Here is a 23,533-nt window from a genome sequence, read left to right on the forward strand (position 1 = left end):
CGTGAGATCGCCCGCCATGTCAAGCTGAAATGACGGACCTGCGAAATATAGCCGGAAATATTAAACCCCCGAGACAAGGTCTGTTTTCGAACTGTAGTTAAGTTTACGCTCAAAAGCAAAAGTCACCCGCGCTGAAAACCCGCGGGTGACGTTGAAATCGGCCAGTGAGCGGCGGGGTCCATAGGTTCCACAAGCACAAAGCTTCCGTTAGGGAAGATCAGCCGTGACTCTTCTGCGTGACGATCACCGGGATCAGCAGGTCGCCCCAATTGCCGTCGCCGCCATGATGCCGGGCCGAGCGCACCAGTTCCACCGAGACGCCGGCCTCCACTGCCTTCATCACCGATTGATTGAGCCGGTGCAGGTCGTTGGCCAGCATGCGGATGGTCGCCTGTTGGTCGACACTCATCGTGGTGGACTGCTCTTCTGCACGTTCCTTGACGCGGCTTATCGATGCCATTTTCTTCTCCCTTGCCCTTCGGGCGTTTCCTCTGTTGGTTATGTCGATCGGTTCATTCCGCTGCCGGCTTGAACTGGACGTGCTCGGTCAATTCATGCATGGCGGTGGTCGACGACTGGCCGCCGCTGATTGCCATCGACACGGCGTCGAAATAGCCGGTGCCGACCTCGCGCTGGTGCTTGGTCGCGGTGTAGCCGTGGACTTCGGCCGCGAACTCGGCTTCCTGCAGCTCGGAATAGGCGGCCATCTGCCGCGCCTTGTAGCCGCGGGCCAGCTCGAACATGCCGAAGTTGAGCTGGTGGAACCCGGCCAACGTGATGAACTGGAACTTGTAGCCCATGGCGCCGAGCTCGCGCTGGAACTTGGCGATCGTCGCGTCGTCGAGGTTCTTCTTCCAGTTGAACGACGGCGAGCAATTATAGGCGAGCAGCTTGCCCGGATGATGCCTGCGCACGCCTTCGGCGAATTTCTTGGCCTGCGCCAGATCGGGCTTGGATGTTTCGCACCAGATCAGGTCGGCATGCGGCGCATAGGCAATGGCGCGCGCGATGCACGGTTCGATGCCGTTCCTGACCTGGTAGAAGCCTTCAACCGTGCGGCCGGCATCGTAGTCGACGAAAGGCTGGTCGCGCTCGTCAATGTCGGAGGTCAGAAGCTTTGCCGCTTCCGCATCGGTGCGTGCCACGACTAGCGTCGGCGTGCCCATCACGTCGGCCGCCAGACGCGCCGCGTTGAGGTTGCGGATATGCGCGGCGGTCGGGATCAGCACTTTGCCGCCGAGATGGCCGCACTTCTTCTCAGAGGCCAGCTGGTCCTCATAGTGGACGCCGGCAGCGCCCGCCTCGATGAACGCCTTCATGATCTCGAAGGCGTTGAGCGGTCCGCCGAAGCCGGCCTCGGCATCGGCGACGATCGGCGCGAACCATGTGTCGACCGACAGGCCGTTGCCTTCCGAGGTCTCGATCTGATCGGCGCGCTGCAGCGTGCGGTTGATGCGCTTGACCAGTTCGGGCGCCGCATTGGCGGGATAGAGCGACTGGTCCGGATACATGGCCGACGCGGTGTTGGCGTCGGCGGCGACCTGCCAGCCCGAGAGATAGATTGCCTTCAGCCCGGCACGCACCTGCTGCATCGCCTGGTTGCCCGACATGGCGCCGAGTGCATTGACGAAGTCTTCCTCGTGGATGAGCTTCCACAGCCGGTTGGCGCCCATTTCGGCAAGACTCTGGCGTATCTGGACCGACCCGCGCAGCCGCTTCACATCGTCCGGCGAATAGGCTCGTTCGATGCTGTCGAAGCGGCCTTCGGGTGCGGATGGGACAAGATTGTAAAAATCAGTCATTGGTCACTCCAGATCAATCGATGCCAGTGTCTTGAAACGCCGCGCCCTGGGATAGTGTGCGTCGTCTGTGTGTGACATCATTTACATTGCGCCGCGACGAGAGCGAGGGAAACCGCCATTTCCGGTAGAAAATAAGAGAAAACCTGTGTTGTGTTTGACTGCTTGCCGCTGTAAATCTGTCATGATTGTAAAAAGATGGTGCGCCGTTCATCGCTCGCAAGTCGTGTAAATTCCTGTCAAGGAAAGCCGATGGCCGACCAGAAGATATTCGCCGGGCCGCACATCCGCCGCATCCGCATCGCCAAAGGCCTGACCCAGACGGCGATGGCCGAGGGGCTCGGCATCTCGCCGTCCTATCTCAACCTGATCGAGCGCAACCAGCGGCCGCTGACGGTGCAACTGATCCTGAAGCTGGCCTCTGTCTACAAGGTCGACCCGCATGAATTGCAGGGTGAGGCGAGAGGGTCGATCTCGGCCTTGAAGGAAGTGTTCGGCGACCCGCTGCTTGCCGGTGAGCTGCCGGGCGACCAGGAACTGATCGAACTGGCCGAGGCCGCCCCCAACGCATCGGCTGCGATGATAAAACTGTTTCGCGCTTACCGCGAGCAGGCCGAGCGGCTGTCCGATCTCAACGAGCTTCTGGCGCGCGAGGGCCGCGCCACGGCGCTGTCCGGTGCGCGGCTGCCGATCGACGAAGTGCACGAGATTTTCGAGCGCCGGCCGAACCATTTTGCAGCACTCGAGGAGGAGGCCGAGGCCTTCACCTCGGTGCTCGACCCCGGCGACGATCTGTTCGGCGCGCTGAAGGCGTGGCTGAAGCGCGAGTATGGCATCGTCGTCAAGGTGCTGCCGGTCGCCACCATGCCGAACTGGCGCCGCCGTTATGACCGTCATTCGCAGCGTCTTTTTCTATCGGAGCGGCTGTCGCCGTTCGACCAGTTGCGCGAAGTCGCCATGGAGGCCTGCCTGATCCGCATGACGGTCGCTGTCGCCGGCGAAATTCAGGCGCTGAAGCTCGGTACGGACGAAGCCCGTCGGCTCGCCCGCTTCGAGTTCGGCCGCTACGCCGCCAATGCCTTGATGATGCCCTATCAGGCATTTCATGCCGCCGCCGTGCGGGCTCGTTACGACATCGATGTGCTGCGCTCGCGTTTCGGCGTCTCCTTCGAACAGGCGGCGAACCGCCTGACCATGCTGCAGCGTCCTGGCTTGTCCGGAGTGCCGTTCTTCATGCTCGAGGTCGACAATGCCGGCAACCGCTTCCGCAAGGCCGGCGGCCAGGGCTTTCCGCAAAGCCGCTTTGGCGGCGGCTGCCCGAAACTGCCGGTCCATGCCGCTTTCGCTTCGCCTGGCCAGATACTGGTCGAGGCGGTGGAAATGCCCGACGGCGCCGAGTTCCTCTGCATCGCACGCACGCTCGAGGGGCCGCAGGGTTCGTTCTCCGAGCGCCCGCGCCGCACCGCGCTGCTGTTGGGCTGCGATATCGGCTTTCGCGACGAGACCGTCTATGGCGCCGGGCTGCCGGCAAAGGCCGGACAGGGCGCCGCCACGCCGGTCGGTCCCGCTTGCCGGCTGTGCGAACGCATCGGCTGCCTCGCCCGCGCCGAGCCGCCGGTGACCCGTCCGCTGGGCCTGGACGAGATGGTGACGGGCCTGAGCGCCTTCGATTTCCAGTGATGCTTCTCGGGCTGGAGGTCGCGGAAGACCGCAGCTGTTTGCGCTAAGCAATAGAGCGCGGCCCGAACCATCGCCGAACCAAATATTGATTAAGCATCGGCGCTGCGCTATCGAAGGTGAGCTGCAGGGCAGCCAAGGGGGGACGGCTTATGAACAGGAAAGCTTTGTGGCTTGGCGTGGCGCTTGCCCTTTTGGCGGGGCCTGTTCTGGCAGAAAAATCCTCGGAATTCTTCAAGGACTATCAACAGTATAGTGACGACGGCAAGGCATTCCTGGACAAGATCGATCCAAAGACCGGCGCGGTCGACCTTCCCGAAGGCATCCATCTCGATCTCAAGGACAAGTTCTATTTTCTGGGCAAGAAGGACGCGACGTCCGTCCTGACCGAGGCCTGGGGCAATCCGGCTGATACCGCGTCCGAAGCAATCGGCATGATCTTCCCGGCCAAGTACGAGCCCATCGCCGGCAACGGTTGGGGCATCGAATTGCGCTATGAAAAGATCGGCCATGTCGATGACGCCGACGCCGCATCCATCGACTACACCGAATTGCTGAGCAGCATGCAGGCGGACACATTGTCGGCCAACGATCAGCGGGTGAAGGACGGCTTTCCCCCGATCAAGCTGATCGGCTGGGCCTCGCCGCCGGTCTATGATTTCGTCCACAAGCGGCTGCACTGGGCCAAGGAACTGCAGTTCGGAGACGATACCGTCCACACGCTCAATTACGACGTCCGTTTCCTCGGCCGGGAAGGCGTCTTCGTGATGAGCTACATCGCTACGGTCGAACAATTGCCGGAGATCAAGCAGAGCCTGGACGAAGTGCTGGGCGTGGCGGACTTCAACACCGGCAAGAAATACACCGATTTTCTGCCAGGCACCGACACGGTCGCCGCGGTTGGCATTGGCGGCCTCATCGCTGGAAAACTCGCGGCAAAGGCCGGCCTGATTGCGGTCGCGCTCATCGCCCTGAAAAAGTTCGGCATTCTGCTGCTGGTACCGTTGGCCGGTCTTTGGCGCTTTATCCGCGGCAACAAGGGCACGTCCTAGAAACGGCGGTGTTTGCCCGTATGGCTGCCGGTTGGCGGTGCGCCAAAGGGAATGCCGGGCTGGATCACCTCCGGCGGTAGCCTATGCGCTAGAGAATGCGGCACGTTTCTGTCGTCCATTGTGCATCATGCCGCCCCGAGATAGCCGACAGTCGCGCCCCATGACCGATACCGCATCTTCTCCAATCGCCGCATCGCCGATCGTCTCGCCGCGCGAAGAGCGGGTCGGCTTGCTGCTGGTGTTCCTGTCGGCGCTGATGTGGAGCTTTGGCGGCACCATCGCCCGCTTCATCGACACCGCTGACAGTTGGACGGTGGTGTTCTGGCGCTCGCTGTGGGCGGCTGTGTTCCTGATTTGCTTCATGGCCTGGCGCGACGGCTGGCGCGGCATGTTGCGGCTGTTTCGCGACATGGGCCTGCCCGGCCTTGCCGTGGCCGTCTGTTTCGCCACGGCGTCGACGTGCTTCGTTGTCGCGCTCGCCTACACCACCGTTGCCAATATCCTGTTGATGCAGGCCGGTGTGCCGCTGCTGGCGGCATTGCTTGCCTGGGTGCTGTTTCGCGAACGCGTCGCCGTCGCGACCTGGGTGGCGATCGCCGCCGTCATCGCCGGCGTCGCCATCATGGTGTCGGAATCGCTCGACGGCGCCGTATCGCCCATCGGCGACGGGCTGTCGCTGCTGATCGCCGTCATGTTCTCGATTGCCACCGTCATCACCCGGCGCTTCGCCCATGTGCGCATGACGCCGGCGACGTGCCTCGGCACGATGCTGGCAGCGGCTTTCGCCGCATCGCAAGCCACGCAGTTTGCCACGTCGGCCCACGACATGGCTTTCCTGTTTGCCTTCGGCGTCATCAATCTCGGCCTGGGCCTTGCCTTCTTCGCCACCGGCGCGAGGCTGGTTCCGGCGGCGATCGCAGCACTCCTCGGCACGTTCGAGCCGATCCTCGGACCGATCTGGGTCTGGCTCGTTCATGGCGAGGTGCCCTCGGTGCGCACCATCATCGGCGGCGCGGTGGTGGTCGCCGCGCTGCTCGTCCATATCGCGCTTGAATTCAAGCGCCAGGCGAGACCTGCACGGCCGGGGACCACCGGCCTGCCATCCCCTAATTGACCCGCCTTTCCCTTGGTTGAGCCCGTCTTCCCTAATTACGCCCGTCTTTCCCCAATTAGCGAAGCCGCACGCCCTATTGACCGAGCTTCCCCGCGCGGGCCATTGACAACCTTGCTGCGGCACGGGCAGGCTGGGGGCACGGCAACAACAAGACAGGCTTATCTTGCCAAGTGTCCCCGCCGGTCGGACCAAGACCGGACCACAGCGTCGTATCCCTGCCCGCGCCACGGCGAAAGCCTCTGACGGCGTCAGCGCGCCCGCCATGCGGGCACACAGAGCCATCATCTGCCGCTCGTCGAACCGCCCGGATGGCGCCGGCAGTTCATGCTTGTGGCTGCCCGGAAAGCTCAATACTCTGAAGCAAATGCCCAATCGCGCTCGAACAGCGACGACTTGGCGAAGGAACACTCATCAAAGGAGAACAGCATGATCCGCAAAGCGCTCTGGCTTTCGGCAACCTCGGCATTTCTGACGCTTTTCGCCGTCGGCGGCCATGCCGAGGATCGCGTCGTCAACGTCTTCAACTGGTCGGATTACATCGACAGTTCGATCATTGACGACTTCACCAAGGAGACCGGCATCAAGGTCGTCTACGACACCTTCGATTCCAATGAAATCCTCGAAACCAAGCTGCTTGCCGGCGGCAGCGGCTATGACGTCGTCGTGCCCAGCGGCAACTTCCTGGCCCGCCAGATCCAGGCCGGCGTGTTCCAGAAGCTCGACAAGTCGAAGCTGCCCAACATTTCCAACATGTGGGACACGGTTTCGGAGCGCACCGCCAAATACGATCCGGGCAACGAATATTCGATCAACTACATGTGGGGCACGGTCGGCATCGGCTACAACATCAAGAAGGTGCAGGCTGCACTCGGCACCGACAAGATCGACAGCTGGGATGTGTTCTTCAATCCCGACAGCCTGGCCAAGCTGAAGGACTGCGGCGTCTATGTGCTGGACTCGCCGGCCGACATCATCCCGGCGGCGCTCAAATATCTCGGCCTCGACCCGAACAGCACCTCACCTGACGACATCGCCAAGGCCGAGGAGACGTTGCTGAAGGTGCGGCCGTATATCCGCAAATTCCATTCGTCCGAATACATCAACGCGCTCGCCAACGGCGATATTTGCCTGGCGGTCGGCTGGTCGGGTGACGTCTTCCAGGCGCGCAACCGCGCGGTCGAGGCCAAGCAAGGCGTCGAGATCGGCTATTCCGTTCCCAAGGAAGGCGCCCAGATGTGGTTCGACCAGATGGCGATTCCCGCCGATGCGCCGCATGCCGCCGAGGCACTCGAATTTCTCAACTACATGATGAAGCCGGAAGTGATCGCCAAGTCGTCCAACTATGTGCTGTACGCCAACGGCAACAAGGCTTCGCAGCAGTTCGTCGACAAGGCGCTGCTGGATGATCCGGCGGTCTATCCGGACGCCGAGACCTTGAAAAAGCTCTATACGGTCCAGCCCTACGATCCCAAGACCCAGCGCCTGATCACGCGCAGCTGGACCAAGATCGTCACCGGCCAGTAAGCAATGCGACATGGTCCCGGCAGCCACCTGCCGGGACCATTCTTCTCTGGGCAAGAAGCAAAAAAATAGGACGGAGTGGGACATGAAATCGCTTGGCAGCATCCGCAGGGATTTCGCGCCATGGAACGACCCTAACGCCAAGCCATATATCCAATTCGAGAACGTCACCAAGAAGTTCGGTGACTTCACCGCCGTCAACAATCTGTCGCTGACCATTTTCGAGCGCGAGTTCTTCGCCCTGCTCGGCGCGTCGGGCTGCGGAAAGTCGACGTTGCTGCGGATGCTTGCCGGCTTCGAGGAGCCGACCGCCGGCCGTATCCTTCTCGACGGCCAGGACTTGCGCGGCATCCCGCCCTACCGCCGCCCGGTCAACATGATGTTCCAGTCCTATGCGCTGTTCCCGCATATGAGCGTGGAAAAGAACATTGCCTTCGGCCTCAAGCAGGAAGGCATGCCGGGACCGGATCTCGAAAAGCGCGTCGCCGAGATGCTGAAGCTGGTGAAGCTAGAGCAGTTCGCCAAGCGCAAGCCGCACCAATTGTCGGGCGGCCAGCGCCAGCGCGTCGCGCTCGCCCGCTCGGTTGCCAAGCGGCCAAAAGTCTTGCTGCTCGATGAGCCGCTCGGCGCGCTCGACAAGAAGCTGCGCGAGGAAACGCAGTTCGAGCTGATGGACCTGCAGCAAAATCTCGGCCTTACCTTCGTCGTCGTCACCCACGACCAGGAAGAGGCGATGACCATGGCCGACCGCATCGCCATCATCGACAAGGGCGAGGTGATGCAGGTGGCGACGCCGGCGGAAGTCTATGAGGCGCCGAGCTCACGCTTCGTTGCCCACTTCGTCGGCAATGTGAACATGTTCGAAGGCCAGGTCGCCGAGCGTGCGGCAAACACCACGCGCATTACCGGCGCGACAGGGGCCCAGATCGTCGTCGAGAACAGCACGGACACAAAGGCCGGTTCCGACATCGTCTTCGCCATCAGGCCGGAGAAGATCAAGGTCACGTCGAAGAAGCCGGCCGACGCCGTTAATGCGCTTGAGGGCGAGGTCTACGACGTTGCCTATCTCGGCGACATGACCGTCTACCACATCCGGCTGGATGACGGGCAGATCATCAGGGCAAGCGCGCTCAACGCGGCGCGAGTCACCGAGGACCCGCTGACCTGGAACGACCGCGCCTGGGTCTCCTTCCGGCCGGATGCCGGCGTCGTGCTGACACGGTAGGGGGCGGCCATGTCCAACATTGCACTCACCGACGCCGGTCCATCGGCCGCGGCCAAACCGTTCCTGACGCGGCTCGGTGCCGGCTTCGTCAGCCGGCTCGTCATCATCGTGCCTTATCTCTGGCTGCTGTTCTTCTTCTTCATCCCGTTCATCATCGTCTTCAAGATTTCGCTGTCGCAGTCGGCGATCGCCATGCCGCCCTACACGCCGGCGCTCGATTTCAGGGACGGCATGTCCGGGTTCTTTGTCCGCTTCCGCGAACTCAGCGTCGACAATTATGTCTGGCTAACGCAGGACGCGCTTTACTTCAAAGCCTACGTGACCAGCGTTATCATCGCTGCTGTCTCGACGATCCTGACCTTGCTCGTCGGCTTCCCGATCGCCTACGGCATGGCCCGCGCGCCGGCGACGATCCGTCCGACCTTGCTGATGCTGGTAATCCTGCCGTTCTGGACGTCGTTCCTGATCCGCGTCTATGCCTGGATCGGCATCCTCAAGCCCGAGGGTCTGCTCAATCAGCTGCTGTTGTCGCTGCACATCATCAATCAGCCACTGATCATCCTCAACACTTACACGGCGATCTTCATCGGCATCGTCTATTCCTACCTGCCATTCATGGTGCTGCCGCTCTATTCGTCGCTGGAAAAGATGGATTACTCGCTGATCGAGGCGGCAAAGGATCTCGGCTGCCCGCCGACATCAGCCTTCTGGAAGATCACGTTCCCGCTGTCGCTGCCCGGGGTCATCGCCGGCTGCCTGCTGGTGTTCATTCCAGCGGTTGGCGAGTTCGTCATTCCCGATCTGCTCGGCGGCTCGCAGACGCTGATGATCGGCAAGACCTTGTGGAATGAATTCTTCGCCAACCGTGACTGGCCGGTGTCGTCGGCCGTCGCCGTCATCCTGCTGCTGCTCCTGATCGTGCCGATCATGCTCTTCCAGCAGGCCCAGGCACGCGCCCAGGAGCAGGACAAATGAACGCCACCTGGAGCCGCTTCAACGTCACCTCGGTCGTGCTGGGCTTTGCCTTTCTCTATCTGCCGATCGTGCTGCTCATCGTCTTCTCCTTCAACGAGTCGAAGCTGGTCACCGTCTGGGGCGGCTTCTCGACCAAATGGTATGCCTCGCTGTTCCACAATCAGGGGCTGATGGACGCCACCTGGGTGACCGCGCGTGTGGGTGTCATCTCCGCCACTGTGGCAACCGTGCTCGGCACGCTGGCAGCACTGACCTTGACCCGCTACACCCGCTTCCGCGGCCGCATCCTGTTTTCCGGCATGGTGTTTGCGCCGCTGGTCATGCCGGAAGTCATCACCGGCCTGTCGCTGTTGCTGCTGTTCGTTGCCGTCGGTCTCGACCGTGGCTTCCTGACCGTGACGCTTGCTCACATCACCTTGACCATGTGCTTCGTGGCTGTCGTCGTGCAGTCGCGCCTGGTGTCGTTCGATAGTTCGCTGGAAGAAGCTGCCTTGGACCTCGGCGCAACGCCGGTAAAGACCTTCTTTCAGATCACGCTGCCGGTGATCATGCCGGCCATCGTCTCCGGCTGGATGCTGGCCTTCACCTTGTCGCTTGACGATCTGGTCATCGCCTCCTTCACCTCCGGGCCTGGCGCCACCACGCTGCCGATGAAGATCTACAGCCAGGTGCGTCTCGGCGTGACGCCGGAAATCAACGCCGCCTGTACCATCCTGATCGCCGTCGTGGCGGTAGGCGTCATCATCGCTTCGGTCGCCAACAAGCGGCGTGAGGTGCAGCGCCAGCTCGACGAACAGGCCGCGCAGCGCGGTTGATTGCGTCAAACGAGGGATAGGGCGGTCCCGGTAAGGGTCCGCCTATTCGCCTGAGACGCCGCGGCTGATCGGCGAGATGAACGGCGTGCTCCAGGTGCCGCCGACGAAGAATGACGACTGGTTGGATCCCTGCTGGCCATTGACCGGTGCCGCTGCCGGGTCGGCCTGGGTGACACCCCCCGAAAGCGCCAGCCCGCGTCCGCCGTAAGAGGCGATGCCGGACAGCCAGACCTTGTATTTCGCCGAATTGGCCTCGGCCTTGTCCAGCCTTGCCACACCCTTCGAGATGGTGGCCTTGAGCTCGGCGCCGTCCATCGGCAGTGTCCCGTCCGAGACGTCGTCGAGCGCGAAGAAGCCGCCCTGTTCCGTGTGCTTCAGAAATGCCGGCAAATTGAGCCCGCTCAGCGCGCCCGGCCCGAACGTCGCAGAGACCGAGCCGTCGGCGTTCTCGAATATCGAGTCCCAGGATTTGCCCGGCCCTTTGAGAATGACCGAGACAGTGCCGGTGCTGGCCGGCACCAGCCGCGTCATTCCGGCCGCGGTGCCGAAAGCGGCGCCGTCAATGTCGGAGGCGAGCAGCCGGATCTCGACCTGCGAGCCCTCCGGTTTGCGGTCGAAACGCAGGCTACTTTGCACGTTGCCGCCAAAGGCCGACGCATCGGAGATATCGAAGACGGCAAGCCCGTTCTTCACCTGCGCCGTAGCGGCGACGTCGGCAAGCTGGATTGCGCCGGCCGAGGCATGTGCCGCTGACAGCCTCAGATCGAGATTGATCCGGTCGGCGAAGCTGGTGTCGATTTCGCCGGGACCGGTCTCGCCGGTCGGCGCCAGCGGCGTGAAGGCCGAAAACAGCGACCTGAGGTCGAGCGTATCGAAGGCGAGTGTGCCTGATATCACCGGCAAGGCGTCGCCGAACGAAAAATCCAGCGCCCCCATTCCCGGGTTGTTGTCGAGCGTCACCGCGGTGTTTTCGAATTTGACGCGGCCGGCGGTCGCCGTGATCTTGCTCGAAATCGAGACCGAACCGATCGCCGTACCAGGAGCAATGCCGGCCTGCGACCATTCCAGCACGCGCCGCAGCGAGGGCGCGGCGAATTTCGCCTGGCCATCGAAATAGGCGTTTTGCGACATGCTGGCCGTGCCGTCGAACGAGAAGCTGGCCGGCGCTGCCTTGAACGAAAACGTGACCGGTGCGGCGCCGCCGGCAAACAGCACCAGCGGCTTGGGCGAGGCGGCATCGACGGTGACGCTCTCGCCGCGCCAGATTCCGGTCGCCGACAAGGTCGCGTTGCTGTTCATCGCTGCCCAGCTCGCCTGGCCGGACAGGCTGGTCAGCAATTCGACGTCCTTGCCGCCGACGGAGGCGACCATGCGGCCGTCCCTGAATTCCACGGTGCCGAACGGATCGGCGGGCAGCTTGCTCAGATCCGGCTTCGTCGGATCGGCGTTGACCACGCCGCGCGCCGTGTCGATGGAGCGGGTGATGCGTCCGCCCGTTGGTATGGCGGGCAGGAATATGCCGTTTGCGGCGCGCTGGACCCGGATCGTCGGCCGCACCAGCCGCGCCGTCGAAAACACCACATCGCCCTGCAGCGCCGCCATGGCCGAAAGGTCGACCTCGACCCGTTCGGCCTCGATCACCGGCGGCGCGTCGGTCTCGGTCCACTGCGACAGCGTGACGTCGCTCAATATGGCGCGGAACTTCGGCCACACCTCGATGCGCGGCGAACCGGCGATGGTGACCCTGAAACCGCTCCACGCGCTCATTTCCCAGGCGATGCGATCGCGCACGATCCGGGTCGAGGCAAACAGCGGCAGAGCGGCGACGACCAGCGCGATGACGAGCACGGCAACGCCGATCGCCCATATTCCGCGCCGGATCAAAGGTGATGGCATATTGCCCCGGTTGCTTTCATTCCGATAAAAATCGCCTGACGGGTGTAACCGTCAGTTGTCACCACGCCTTCCAGTCGTCACTACGACTTAGGGCTGAGGCATTTCAAGTCTTTATGGCCCGGCGATGGCAATTGCGAACATATGGCCGAGTTTTAGCGGAACAAAATCTTGCTCTGCCGCACGGTGGTAGGCATAAGCGATGCAGCTTCAGCCTGTTACGAGGCGCGGCGTTTTTGGGACAGCGGCGCCTGTAAAGCTGAGGCTAGTGCATGTCGCCCGGAAGAGTGCAGCGGTTCCGGGACAACGACGTGCATCAAAACAAAAGCATATCTATCTTGCGACGCGACGGGCTTCAAGGAGGATCGATCATGGCTGCCGAAGCACCGCTCTGGACCCCGACGCAAGACCAGATCGACGCAGCACCACTGACCGCGTTCATGAAGGCAGCAGCGGCCAAAAGCGGCACATCCTTCGCCTCCTACGCCGACCTGCACCGCTGGTCGGTCGAGGATCGCGAAGGCTTCTGGAGCCTGCTGTGGGACTTTTGCGGCATTGTCGGCGACAAAGGGACCGATGGGCCGGTGCTCGTCGATGGCGACAAGATGCCCGGCGCATCGTTCTTTCCCGAAGCGACGCTGAACTTCGCCGAGAACCTGCTGAAGAAGACCGGTTCCGGTGACGCGATCGTCTTTCGCGGCGAGGACAAGATCGAGCGGCGGCTGTCGTGGAGCGAACTGCACCAGCTGACCTCGCGCTTTCAGCAGCTTTTCCTGTCGCTCAAGGTGAAAAAGGGCGACCGCATCGCGGCGATGATGCCCAACATGCCGGAAACCGTCGCCGCCATGCTGGCGGCCGCCTCCATCGGCGCGGTCTGGTCGTCCTGTTCCCCCGATTTCGGCGAGCAGGGCGTGCTCGACCGTTTCGGCCAGATCGAGCCGGTCATATTCATTGCGCCGGATGGCTATTGGTACAATGGCAAGGCAATCGAGGTCGCCGACAAGATCGCTGCCGTTGCAGCGAAGCTCGAAACAGTAGCCAAGGTCCTGATCGTCGACTATCTCGGTACGTCGCGTGACATCGCAGCGATCATCGACAAGGCCGTGGCGCTCGAAGGGGCGCTGTTACCCTTTACCGCCAAAGCGGTCACGTTCGAGCGGCTGCCGTTCGCGCATCCGCTCTACATCCTGTTCTCGTCAGGTACCACCGGCATTCCCAAATGCATCGTCCATTCGGCCGGCGGCACGCTGGTCCAGCATGTCAAGGAACACCGGCTGCATGCCGAACTCATCGAAGGCGACCGCTTCTTCTACTTCACCACCTGCGGCTGGATGATGTGGAACTGGCTGGTGTCGGGCCTGGCCTCGGGCGCCACGCTGCTGCTCTATGACGGCTCGCCCTTCCACCCCGACGGCAATGTGCTGTTCAGCTTCGCAGATGCCGAGAAGATGACCTTTTTCGGCACCTCGGCCAAATTCATCGATTCCGTACGCAAGGCCGGGCTCAAGCCGATCCGCAGCCATGATCTGTCGAGTGTGCGGGCTATTTCCTCCACCGGCTCACCGTTGTCGCCGGAGGATTTCCGCTTCGTCTATGACGGCATCAAGAAGGACGTACATCTCGCCTCGGTTTCCGGCGGCACCGACATCGTCTCCTGTTTCGTGCTCGGCGTACCGACGCAACCGGTCTGGACCGGCGAGATCCAGGGTCCCGGCCTCGGCCTTGCCGTCGATGTATGGGACGATGACGGCAAGCCGATCCGCGAGCAAAAGGGTGAGCTGGTGTGCACAAAAGCGTTCCCGTCGATGCCGATCGGCTTCTGGAACGATCCTGAGGGCAAGAAATACCAGGCCGCCTATTTCGAGCGCTTCGACAATGTTTGGTGTCACGGCGACTTCGCCGAATGGACCGCGCATGGCGGCATGATCATCCACGGCCGTTCCGACGCGACGCTCAATCCGGGCGGTGTGCGCATCGGCACGGCGGAGATCTACAATCAGGTCGAACAGATGCCGGAAATCCTTGAGGCGCTGTGCATCGGCCAGGATTTCGACAATGACGTGCGCGTCGTGCTGTTCGTGCGGCTGGCCGCCGGCGTGACGCTGGACGAGGATCTGGAAAAGCGCATTCGTTCCAAGATCCGCAGCGGCGCCAGCCCGCGCCACGTGCCGGCAAGGATCGTCGCCGTCAGCGACATTCCGCGCACCAAATCGGGCAAGATCACCGAGCTTGCAGTGCGCGACGTGGTGCATGGCCGCGCCATCAAGAACAAGGAAGCGTTGGCCAATCCAGAGGCGCTGGAGCTGTTCAGGAACCTGCCGCAGCTGGCTGAGTGACGCGGCCGGGATGGTTAACCAGATATGTCGGTCGAATTTACCTAGATTTCATGAGTGGTACACATTCGTAAATTTTTTGGACGGCCGGTAAGGAGTTGTTAAGGCCCGGCGTCGATAGTCGCACGTAACTTGAGGGAGAAATCCCGTTCCTCGTCCCCTGAGGATCAGATTCGCTCAAGCCCCCGTTGTGACAGCAAATCCCATTTAAGGCGTCCTGTTGGACGCCTTTTCTTTGTCCGGGATTCTCGCCCGGGAATGGCCGGCCCTATTCGGCCAGCACCCGCGTCGACGGGAAGGCGACCTCGACCAGCGTCCCTTCGCCCGGCGTCGAGGTGATGGTGAAGCGGGCGCGGTTGGCTTCCACCATCGCCTTGGTCAGCGGCAGGCCGAGACCGGTGCCGTCGCCACGCCCGCGCTTCAGCGCATTGATCTGCTTGAACGGCTTCAGCGCCTGCTCGATCTCGGCATGGCTCATGCCAATGCCGGTATCGCGCACCCGCATGACAACGTCGCCGGAGGTTTCATAGGCGGTCGACACGATCACCTGTCCGCCGGCTTGCGTATAGCGAATGGCATTGGACAGGATGTTGAGCGCGATCTGGCGCACGCTTCTGAGGTCGGCGACGACTTCCGGCAGTCGCGAGGCGAAGCTGGAGCGGATGATGACACGCTCGCGGTTGGCCTGCGGCTGCATCATCGCCACAGTCTCGGCCAGCGTATCGTTGAGCGACACCGCCTCGTAGTCCATTTCCTGCTGGCCGGCCTCGATCTTCGAAATGTCGAGGAGGTCATTGACGAGATCGAGCACATGGTTGCCCGAGCGGTTGATGTCTCTGAGATAGTCGCGGTAGCGGTCATTGGCTACCGGGCCGAACTTCTCGTCCACCATCAGCTCGGAAAAGCCGATAATGGCGTTGAGCGGCGTGCGGATCTCGTGGCTGATGCGGGCGAGGAAATCGGTCTTCTGCGAGGAGGCGCGCTCGGCCACCGCGCGCGCCTGGGTCAGATCCTCTTCGGCCCGCTTCCACTGCGTGATGTCGCGCACCACGGCGCAGAAGCCGCTGTCATTGGGCAGCCTGCCGATGGTCATGAACAGCGGGATGAAGCGCCCTTGCGCCTCGCGCCCGATCACCTCGCGGCCATCGTTCATCACACTCGCCACGCCGGGCTCGGACAGGCCGTTCAGATAGTCGCGCGCCGCGCGCTGGCTTTCGATGGCAAACAGCGAGGCGAACGGTTTACCGGTGACGTCGTCGCTGTCGAAGCCGAACAGCGCCTCGGCCGGCCGGCTGATCGAGCGGATGTCGCCGTCGCGGCCGATCAACACCACACCATCGGTCGCGGTGTCGATGATGGTGCGCATCTCGGCAATGCGCGCTTTGAGTTCGGAGACATCGGGCTGCGTCTGCTCCTCGGCTGCGAGATGCGCAACCATCGGCGGCTCGTTATCGCCGGTACGTCGCACCACCAGCATCAGCGCCTTGCCGGCGCGCCACGGCACCGAACGCAAAATGGCTTCGATCGGAAATTCCTGGCCCTCGCGCGTCTTCAGTTTGAGTGTGTGGTCGCTTTCGCCGGCCATTTCTGAATAGGGATCGGCAAACAGCGCGTCGAGCCCGCCGGCGTCGCTCAGGTCCTCAAGCGTGTCATAGCCGGTCAGGCCGAGGAATTCCTCATTGGCGTAATGAAGCTCGTCGCCCGAATGGATGAGCAGCGGCACCGGCAGCTTGCCGAGGATCGACGTGTCAGGGGCCTTGTGTTCATCTCCGGCCGAGAATGCCGAAGGCATGAACCCCTCAAGCTTGAGCGGCGGCACTTTCAGGCGCTGTGGTTCTGCCGGCACTGTGTCCGCATCGCCGGCCTTGTCCCCGTCTTCCACGGCCGAGTCAGTCGCCTCGTCGGACGGCGCCCAATCCTCATTGTCCTCGGCATCGCGGAAATCGGCCGACGTCATGCTGTCGTCTTCACCGGCATTGGCCGGCGTCTCGGCAACAACCGGCTGTGGCTCTGCGGCCTCGACGATCTCTTGGGCTTGCGTATCATCCGGTTCGGAAGCCGGCGCAGGTTCGTCGTTGGACGACGTTGCTTCCGTACTGTTTTCGGTGACGGAGCCTGGTTCGGGATCGGCATAGTCGAGCAGGGAGCGCGACACTGTCGGCGCCTTCGCCTCGCCTGCTTCGCTGTCCGCAAGGCCGTCGTCCGGCTGCTCGCCGTCAAGCCGCGTCAGGTCCTTTTCGTCCTCGGCATCGCTTTCCGGCGGTTCGGCCTCAGCCGTTTCGCTTTCGGGTGCGGCTGCCGATGGTTCAGCCACGGCAGCCGGGCCGGCTTCGCCCGGACTCGAGACCTCGGCGGGTTGTCGGGCTGGCGCGGCTGTTTCAGGCTGGTCCGCCTCGACATGATCCGGCTTGGGCTCATCTGCCTTGGCCTGGTCTGGCGTTACCTGATCCGGATTGGCCGGTTCGGCCTGCTTGGCAGTCTCCGGCTGCTCCGGCGGGGGATTGTCCTTCTTCAGCCGCTCGCCGATTTCGCGGAAAGCGCTGCGCTCCAGCGTCGACAGGCCCCTCTCGCTTGTCGGCTGCTTGTCGTTGGCGGGCTGCCGATGCTCGGCCAGCCGGATGACCTTATCGGCAAAACGACGTTCCTGCTTCGGCACGATGGTCAGTGCCGGCACTTCGCCCTCGAACGGATCGGCCGCCTTGGGAGCTTCCGCCACGGGCTGTTCCGCCACGGGCTGTTCCGGGGCCGGCTCGGCTGCTGCCGCTGGCGCGCCATTGGGGACCAGCGCCGTGCCGATTGCTTCCGGATCGACCACCGCATCGCCGGCGCGGGCGACGCCGAAACCACGAAAACCTTCGAAGGCGCGGCTGCGGCCATAGACAGGCAGTGCTGCCAGATCGACCGGTATCTTCAGGTCGGAGCCGGCAACCGGCCACAGTACCGAGCGGCCCGACCAGGTGTCGCGCCGTTCAAGCAGGCCCGCGATCTCGCCCGAGGCGTCGAGGCCGAAAATTGTCGCGACGTCCTTGAAGCGGCGGCCGATCACGTCGGCGGCGGCTTTGCCGACAATGTCGCCGAATTCCGGCGACAGCGCGCTGAACTTGCCCTCGGCGTCGGTGCGCCAGACGAAGCGCAGCGGCGGCGCCGAGCGGTCGACCTCACGTTTGGCGGGAGGCGCAGCCGGTGGGGCTGCGTCAGAGGGCAGGGCGGGCGCAGCGGCACTGCTGTCCAACTGCGCACTCTCGGCCGGGGAAACAAAGTCCGGCTCGGCCTGCGCCGGGCTGTCCGGCTCGCCCGCCTGCGGCTCTTCGCCGGCATGGAAGTACCAATGATCGTGTTGCGCCGGCGCGCTGTCATTCGCCGCCTGCTCGCGGCCGGTCGTCTGCTCGCGATGGTCCGCCTTTGTATCGGTTGACGCCGAAGCATCATGCTCGGTGGCAGCCGGACCTGTCTCCCCGACATCAGGCGCGGCCGCGAGTGGGGCGCCCTGATTCCCGCTTGCGGTGGGGTGGTCAGCCACCGCATCCACCGTTACCGCGTTCTCCGCGGCGGCTTGCGCCGGGCCATCGTCGACCTGCGCTGCAGCAGGTTCGGCATCCAGCTCGCCGACAGGATTTTCCTCGCCGAGCTGATCCTCGTCGATGACCACCAGCAGATGCCTGGACTCGGTCAGGCGCGCGAAGCCGGCCGGATAGGACGTGGCGCCGCCGGGGACCAGCCGCTTGACGATGCGGTCGTCCTGGCTCGCCACGTCGGCGACAAGCGCGGCCAGCGTCTCAGGCCGGATGGCGAGCGCGCCAAAGCCATCCGAAGCCGCCTCGACAGTGCCGGCGGCGTCGACAAAGGCGATGAAATGGCCGTCTTCGGTAAAGCCGCTGATGGCGCGGGCCGCAATGTCGGCAGCACTGCGCGAGCCGGCCTGCGCTGCCGGCACCACCAGCATAATGGCGCTTTCGCCGTCCGGCATAGTCACCGCACTGGCCAGGAAGCCGACGGCGCGGCTGGTGATGCCGGTCGCCAGCCGTACCGTAATGGCGCGGTCGCTGCCGATCTGCGGGAAGCCCGCGGTCGCCATGATCTGGCGCCTGGCGATCAGCGGCAGCTGAGCCGAGGCGCCGATGATGGCCTCGATATCGGGATAGCCGAACACCGCAGCGCCCGGGCCGTTGGCCCAGATCACCTGTTCGAGGTCGGCCGACAGAATCGCGATCGCGTCGCCGGCGGCGAAGCGCTGGCGAACCGCATCAAGCACGGTGACATCGAGGAAAGAGTAGTTCTCGGAAGGCATGCGCTTGGCGGACCCTTTCGGTGAAACCTCTTGGCGAACCCCTCTTGGCGAACCTACAAGGCGGGCAATTTGCAGTTAACGCTTTGTTAATAAAAGCCCGCGCGGCGAAGGTCCACAAGCCATGGCGGGAAGCAGGTGGAATCTCTGGCCACTTGGTTAACAGCCTCTCGGAATGTCCCTGGATAACCTCTTGGGTGACGCATGGGAAGAAATTTATGGTGCACTGCAACAAACATATTGCATCGCACAAAAAAACCGCTATATTGCCATCATACATGAACGAGACGGCTTTTTGTCAAAGTCGCTACCCCGAAAGGATGGAAAATGACCAAGGCCAAGACCGCTGAGACCATCGAAAGCGTCGAATTCCCGAGCTTCGACGCTTCCAAGGCAACCGACCAGATCCGCGCTTTCGCCGAAAAGGGCGTCGAGCAGTCGAAGGAAGCCTACTCCAAGCTGAAGACCGGCGCCGAAGAGACCCAGAAAGTCCTGGAATCGACCTTCGAGACTGCCAAGACCGTTTCCAGCGACCTGTCGCTCAAGACCATCGCCGCTCTGCGCGCCAATGCCGAAGCCGGCTTCTCGCATCTCGAGGCCCTCATCGGCGCCAAGTCGCTGTCGGAAGTGGTCGAACTGCAGACCGCCTTCCTGCGCAAGCGCGTCGAGACCACGGTCGAGCAGGCCAAGGACTTCCAGGCTGTTGCTTCGAAGGCTGCCGAAGACGTCTCCAAGCCGGTCAAGACCGCTTTCGAGAAGGCCCTGAAGGACATCAAGGCCGCCTAATAATTGCGCACAACTCTGCGATGCATCAAAACGTCGCATTTCGTCAGACAAATAGGTGTGCAATAGAGTTGTCCAAATGAATACCCGGCGAGTGGAACCTCCTCCCTCTGCTCTCCGGGGTGACCAGCCAGCACCTCCTCCCGCTGGCTCGTAACAGGAAAAGGCCGGCACCTCCTCCCGCCGGCCTTTTTCTTTTGCCGAAGAAACCGGCGCCTGTTGGCAGAACCGGCTTTGCCTTATCAAAGGCCTTGAATTAGTCTCTGATAGACCGTATTGGACGCATCGCCGAACGACAGAGCGGATCTCGGAGAATGAATTTTCACCACGATCTGGCTCAGGCGAACGTGCCGTTGTAGCTCAGATGGTTAGAGCGCCGGATTGTGGATCCGGAGGTCGCTGGTTCGATCCCAGCCAACGGTACCATCGAATTTCCCGCTAAAGTATTGATTGCCGATCCCGACGGTCCACGAGAGATCAAGACCTGTATGGCGCTGTCGGCAGGGCAGGAAGACCCTGACTGCACACACGCCGCGGTGCGGATACCCGCGCCACAGCTTAGGTTTCATTTTACTCCAGCGATTCGTCGGTCGGCCGAGGCGTCGTGCCTGCCTGACGAGGGCGGCCGGCATTGCGATTTGCAATACGGCTGTCGAGCGGCGATCTGGACGCTTGCTGGGCGCCGGCGGTCTTGGGTGCCGTCGGCTTGGCGCCGGAATCGCTGTCTTCAGCATCGCGACGGGGATGTGGCAGGCCGGCGGCGTCAGGCGACCTGACCGGGGGTGTGGCGGCCGGGTTTGTCGATGCGGGTTTGTCCTTGGCCATTTTCAACTCTCGCCTTTTCAGCATGCAGACGGCCGGACAACAAAGTCGGGCCATTGGACAGAACGGTCAGCCGTGCGGGCGCATCACGACTTTGATGCAGCCGTCCTCCTTGTCGCGGAAGGTTTTGTAAAGTGCGGGCCCGGCCTTGAGGCCAGCCCGATGGGTGATCACGAACGACGGGTCGATATCGCCGTTCCGAACTTTCTGCAGCGATGTCGCGTTCATCCTGGATCGTCGGATCGGCCACCTGTTCGCAACGTATGTCGCCTTTGCCGTGCCATGTCAGGGCCTTCATGTGCTGTTCCTTGACGACAAGCTCTGCGAGCCCGAACTTGGCTTGATGTGAAATGTTCCCGCTTCGAACGAGCATCCGGCCTCAACCCTTGGCGGCCGAGCCGGGTTCGGCCATGCCGCAATGCTGCTCGGTCAGGGTGCCGGCCGGCGTGCCATGCGCCGCTGCAACCTGCAGCTTGTTTTTCCAGCCGCTGATCGCCTGCTGCCACGACCGCATCCCTGATCGCTTCGCAGGGCAGAGGTTTGGCGCAAGCGCAGGATCTGCTATCGCGCCAGAATCGCGGCGACAACGAACACGACGGCGGCAACGACGACAAGCGCGACAATGGCCAGCACCGGGCCGTTTTTACTCGGGGCCGGGGCGCGCTCGTCGTCCGGCCGCCGCATCGCATTGGCGAAGCTTGCTTGATTAGCGAAAGCCGGCGTGCCCGTCGCTGCGGGAACCGGCACGGCGCAGGTGTCTGCTGCTTCGGCATCGGTTTCCATAGGCGCCGCCGCCGGGTCGAATCCCGGCGTCTTGTCCTCTGTCACCCCAGACTGAATATCGCCTCTGTCTTCGGCCGGGTTACGTTCGACGTTCATGATGATGCTCCTGCCGCTGGCCCGGGCTTCCCCAACCGCGAGCGGATCAGGATGTTCCATCGGGCGGAATCGCCAACAACGAGGAGCAAATTTCAGATAGCCTTCAAACAGATGTCCCTGGTGGCAACGCGGGCCATGCAACCGGTCAGCACCGGATTGGTGGTCTCGTTGTAGTCGGCCATGGTCGGCAACGCGGCAGATTCGGCAAAGTTCCAGTCTGGCTCGCAATGCCCGCTTACGCACACCGCCGCTCGTTGACCTTGAGCTGGCTCGTTCCAGCCACTCCAACCCAAATTGCCAGTCCGGCTCCCGGCGGCGCGCTGTTTGGATTCCGTGGGAACATCAACAGCGCCAGCGAGTTCGGTATGTGCAGCGAGTTCCCTGTTCGCCACATGGCCAACATCCGGAGCTCTTGACTGCCCGCGTCTTCGCTCCTGGAGCGCGGGCCACTCCTCTTAGCCCAAGGTTGCGATCATGAGCAGAAACATTCCGGAAAAGCGGGCCAGGCAGGGTGGCTTGGGGCGACCGGTCCTTGGCGTGCTCTTGGCAGGCCTTGTCTTGGCGCTCGTTGCCTGGGGGATCGCTGAAATCTATGGCGAGCAGGCTAAGACACCGGCGACACAGCAAAACAGCCGGGTTCCATCGCCAGATACTTACAGCCCAAATCCTGGCCAAACGGACCCTGCAAACTCCAAGGCCGACGATGTGAATGGCGAACCGGTGGACCGGAATCCCAAGCTCGACAAGGATCCCACGCCGCGATCAAGCACTGGCGGGGATCAGCCAGGAACGCCGCCAGCTCAACCTGCTACGCCATAGCGTTCGCGCTAGTTGATAAACACAATTCAAACAGATGCGGAAATGTGGAGGGCGATTTCAGCCAATTTCAAGAGCCGGGTCTGTCAATAATCGCCGGCGCTCTCTGATAGCTGGGGAGCCACAAAACCTCCGCTGATTCTTACCGCTTGCTGGATGGCACTGGCGGCTCCAGACCGACTGCGCGCTGTGTCACGCCGGCAGACCTTTGCACCTCTGGGCGCTTTTGAACTTGCAAGTCGATGGAATCGGGCAAGCTGGGTGTAGATGATGCAGTCGTCATCTTATCGAGGGGCAGCAACACCATCTTTGCGTAGCGTGGAGGAACCAGATGGCCTCCGAAAACAGCGAATATCCCGCACACGAATAAAGCGAGAAGCAGGGCCGTAAGCACATCTGTGAAAATCTCGACAAATCTCATGTGCTCGCTCCGCGCGTAAGGATCCCGCCGCGCTCTCGACAGTAAGAGCGGCGGGATCCTCAACCGGCGATGAAGGGACTTTGATCGACGGTCTTCTCCTAATGTGGCTTCCGGTTGCGTGTTCCCTGGTTCGGACCTTATCCACCGACTATGGGACTAAGGTCCGGACCCTAAATGGAACCCATGGGGAAGAGCGGAATCCATGTGCGTTTAAGAGGCTTCAACCTGAGGGCACGACGGCTGATCGTCAGCCTCCCGCCAGAGACAGTCCACGGGCGCGCTCGCGCAGCAACGCAAGCAGTTCGTCGCGCCGTGGCTCCGGCGTGTCGACGGGTAACACCAAACACAAGGTCCTTTTGATGGCGCCGTGGCCGTCACGGATGGGGGCCGCCATGCACCATGTGAAACGGTCGGCCAAGGCTGTGGTCTCGCTGAAACCCTGCCGGTAGGCCAAGGCAACATCGGCAAAGAATTCGGCTGGTGCAATGATGCGGCCGTCGGGAAGCCTGTAGTCGCCAGATGGGATGAAATCCCTCAACTCCTGCTCGTTCATATGGCCGAGGAGCAGCCGTCCGGATGCCGTCCATGGGATCGGCACCTCAACCCCAACATCGCTTGAGATCCGGAACGGGCCTGGGGAATCTCGGCAGTCAAGAACGACGTATTTGTTGCCACGCAGGCCGCATAGCTGGACCGTCTCGCCTGTCTCGGCGGCCAACTTATCCAAGGTCTCGATGATGCGACGGTAATGGGCATTGTGATGTGAGTAGGCCCAGCCGAACAGATGCATGGCGCGTCCGAAATAGACGTAACCTTCACCGCCGACGTTTTCGAGCATTTCGGCGTCGAGCAGGCTGTTGACGATCTCGTAGGTGGTCGAACGCGGCGCGCCGATCATTTTGGCGATGTCGCCGACGCGCATTGGCGCGCGGTGCCGCAGCAACGCCTCGAGCAGCATGATGACGCGGTCAATGCCGCGTCGTCGTTCGCCGTTGCGCGGCTCCGCGCCGGCTTCCTTCCCGATCGCATCGTTAGTGCCGTCGCTCATGACCATCCGCCAAAATCATTTCGGTTCTCGTCTCAAGGCGCTTGAAAGATGTCAAGGCTCGGTCTAGCATCCAAT

The 23,533-nt window shown here is 62.5% G+C and carries 17 protein-coding genes, 1 tRNA gene and 2 pseudogenes; 10 read left to right on the top strand and 10 right to left on the bottom strand.

The genetic code is table 11. The features are described 5' to 3' along the window. Positions 1-217 precede the first annotated feature (217 nt). Entirely contained in the window at positions 218-460 is a 243-nt protein-coding gene (locus tag AC3EML_RS10615) for an SMc00767 family acetate metabolism repressor (protein WP_023669318.1), read from the bottom strand. 52 nt (positions 461-512) lie between these two features. Next, positions 513-1,802: an isocitrate lyase gene (gene aceA, locus AC3EML_RS10620; RefSeq protein ID WP_488505202.1), complete on the bottom strand. Its 1,290-nt coding sequence runs from the start codon at positions 1,800-1,802 to the stop codon at positions 513-515. A gap of 249 nt (positions 1,803-2,051) precedes the next feature. Between aceA and AC3EML_RS10625 the strand changes: the two genes are divergently transcribed. From AC3EML_RS10625 to AC3EML_RS10655, 7 genes are all read left to right on the top strand, one after another. Beyond that, positions 2,052-3,479: a helix-turn-helix domain-containing protein gene (locus tag AC3EML_RS10625; RefSeq protein ID WP_352521111.1), complete on the top strand. Its 1,428-nt coding sequence runs from the start codon at positions 2,052-2,054 to the stop codon at positions 3,477-3,479. A gap of 149 nt (positions 3,480-3,628) precedes the next feature. Further along, positions 3,629-4,528 (top strand): DUF2167 domain-containing protein, encoded by a 900-nt coding sequence (locus AC3EML_RS10630; RefSeq protein WP_031193251.1) that lies wholly within the window; start codon positions 3,629-3,631, stop codon positions 4,526-4,528. A gap of 160 nt (positions 4,529-4,688) precedes the next feature. Beyond that, positions 4,689-5,642 carry a DMT family transporter gene (locus tag AC3EML_RS10635; protein ID WP_023689324.1) on the top strand — a complete coding sequence of 318 codons (954 nt, stop codon included), beginning with the start codon at positions 4,689-4,691 and terminating at the stop codon, positions 5,640-5,642. Positions 5,643-6,068: 426 nt separating this feature from the next. Next, positions 6,069-7,166, top strand: coding sequence for a polyamine ABC transporter substrate-binding protein (locus tag AC3EML_RS10640; protein ID WP_023669323.1), 1,098 nt, complete (start codon positions 6,069-6,071; stop codon positions 7,164-7,166). Positions 7,167-7,248: 82 nt separating this feature from the next. Beyond that, the gene (locus AC3EML_RS10645) at positions 7,249-8,388 is read left to right on the top strand and encodes an ABC transporter ATP-binding protein (RefSeq protein WP_352521112.1); all 1,140 of its coding nucleotides are present in this window, start codon (positions 7,249-7,251) and stop codon (positions 8,386-8,388) included. Between the two features lie 9 nt (positions 8,389-8,397). Further along, on the top strand, positions 8,398-9,363 hold the full coding sequence (locus AC3EML_RS10650; RefSeq protein ID WP_352521114.1) for an ABC transporter permease subunit: 966 nt from the start codon (positions 8,398-8,400) through the stop codon (positions 9,361-9,363). After that, positions 9,360-10,178: an ABC transporter permease gene (locus tag AC3EML_RS10655; RefSeq protein WP_352521115.1), complete on the top strand. Its 819-nt coding sequence runs from the start codon at positions 9,360-9,362 to the stop codon at positions 10,176-10,178. The genes AC3EML_RS10650 and AC3EML_RS10655 overlap by 4 nt, the downstream gene beginning before the upstream one ends. Positions 10,179-10,220: 42 nt before the next feature. Here the strand turns inward: AC3EML_RS10655 and AC3EML_RS10660 are convergent, their stop codons facing one another. Continuing rightward, the gene (locus AC3EML_RS10660) at positions 10,221-12,074 is read right to left on the bottom strand and encodes an AsmA family protein (RefSeq protein WP_023753890.1); all 1,854 of its coding nucleotides are present in this window, start codon (positions 12,072-12,074) and stop codon (positions 10,221-10,223) included. Between the two features lie 368 nt (positions 12,075-12,442). On the opposite strand from AC3EML_RS10660, the gene AC3EML_RS10665 reads away from it, so the two are divergent. Continuing rightward, positions 12,443-14,407 (top strand): acetoacetate--CoA ligase, encoded by a 1,965-nt coding sequence (locus AC3EML_RS10665; RefSeq protein WP_488505203.1) that lies wholly within the window; start codon positions 12,443-12,445, stop codon positions 14,405-14,407. A 265-nt stretch (positions 14,408-14,672) separates the two neighbouring features. Here the strand turns inward: AC3EML_RS10665 and AC3EML_RS10670 are convergent, their stop codons facing one another. Continuing rightward, a complete protein-coding gene (locus AC3EML_RS10670) occupies positions 14,673-18,692 on the bottom strand; it encodes a PAS domain S-box protein (RefSeq protein WP_488505204.1) in 4,020 nt (1,339 codons plus the stop codon). Positions 18,693-19,016: 324 nt separating this feature from the next. Between AC3EML_RS10670 and AC3EML_RS10675 the strand changes: the two genes are divergently transcribed. Together AC3EML_RS10675 and AC3EML_RS10680 are read left to right on the top strand one after the other, a co-directional pair. Further along, complete coding sequence (locus tag AC3EML_RS10675; protein ID WP_023834051.1) at positions 19,017-19,475, top strand: phasin; 459 nt, start codon at positions 19,017-19,019, stop codon at positions 19,473-19,475. A gap of 346 nt (positions 19,476-19,821) precedes the next feature. Beyond that, positions 19,822-19,898 (top strand) — tRNA-His (locus AC3EML_RS10680). 144 nt (positions 19,899-20,042) lie between these two features. On the opposite strand, the gene AC3EML_RS10685 is transcribed toward AC3EML_RS10680, so the two are convergent. From AC3EML_RS10685 to AC3EML_RS10710, 6 genes and pseudogenes are all read right to left on the bottom strand, one after another. Next, a complete protein-coding gene (locus tag AC3EML_RS10685) occupies positions 20,043-20,297 on the bottom strand; it encodes a hypothetical protein (protein WP_023740474.1) in 255 nt (84 codons plus the stop codon). 66 nt (positions 20,298-20,363) lie between these two features. Further along, positions 20,364-20,492, bottom strand: a pseudogene (locus tag AC3EML_RS10690) (glutathione-dependent formaldehyde dehydrogenase); the annotation flags it as partial. Positions 20,493-20,673: 181 nt separating this feature from the next. Then, positions 20,674-20,787, bottom strand: a pseudogene (locus AC3EML_RS10695) (SDR family NAD(P)-dependent oxidoreductase); the annotation flags it as partial. Positions 20,788-20,855: 68 nt separating this feature from the next. Then, positions 20,856-21,173, bottom strand: a complete 318-nt coding sequence (locus tag AC3EML_RS10700) for a hypothetical protein (protein WP_031195897.1) — start codon at positions 21,171-21,173, stop codon at positions 20,856-20,858. A gap of 92 nt (positions 21,174-21,265) precedes the next feature. After that, positions 21,266-21,565 (bottom strand): hypothetical protein, encoded by a 300-nt coding sequence (locus AC3EML_RS10705; RefSeq protein WP_156939228.1) that lies wholly within the window; start codon positions 21,563-21,565, stop codon positions 21,266-21,268. Positions 21,566-22,657: 1,092 nt separating this feature from the next. Next, the gene (locus tag AC3EML_RS10710) at positions 22,658-23,464 is read right to left on the bottom strand and encodes an IclR family transcriptional regulator (protein ID WP_352521118.1); all 807 of its coding nucleotides are present in this window, start codon (positions 23,462-23,464) and stop codon (positions 22,658-22,660) included. Positions 23,465-23,533: the final 69 nt, after the last annotated feature.

Source organism: Mesorhizobium sp. P170090 (assembly GCF_057786115.1).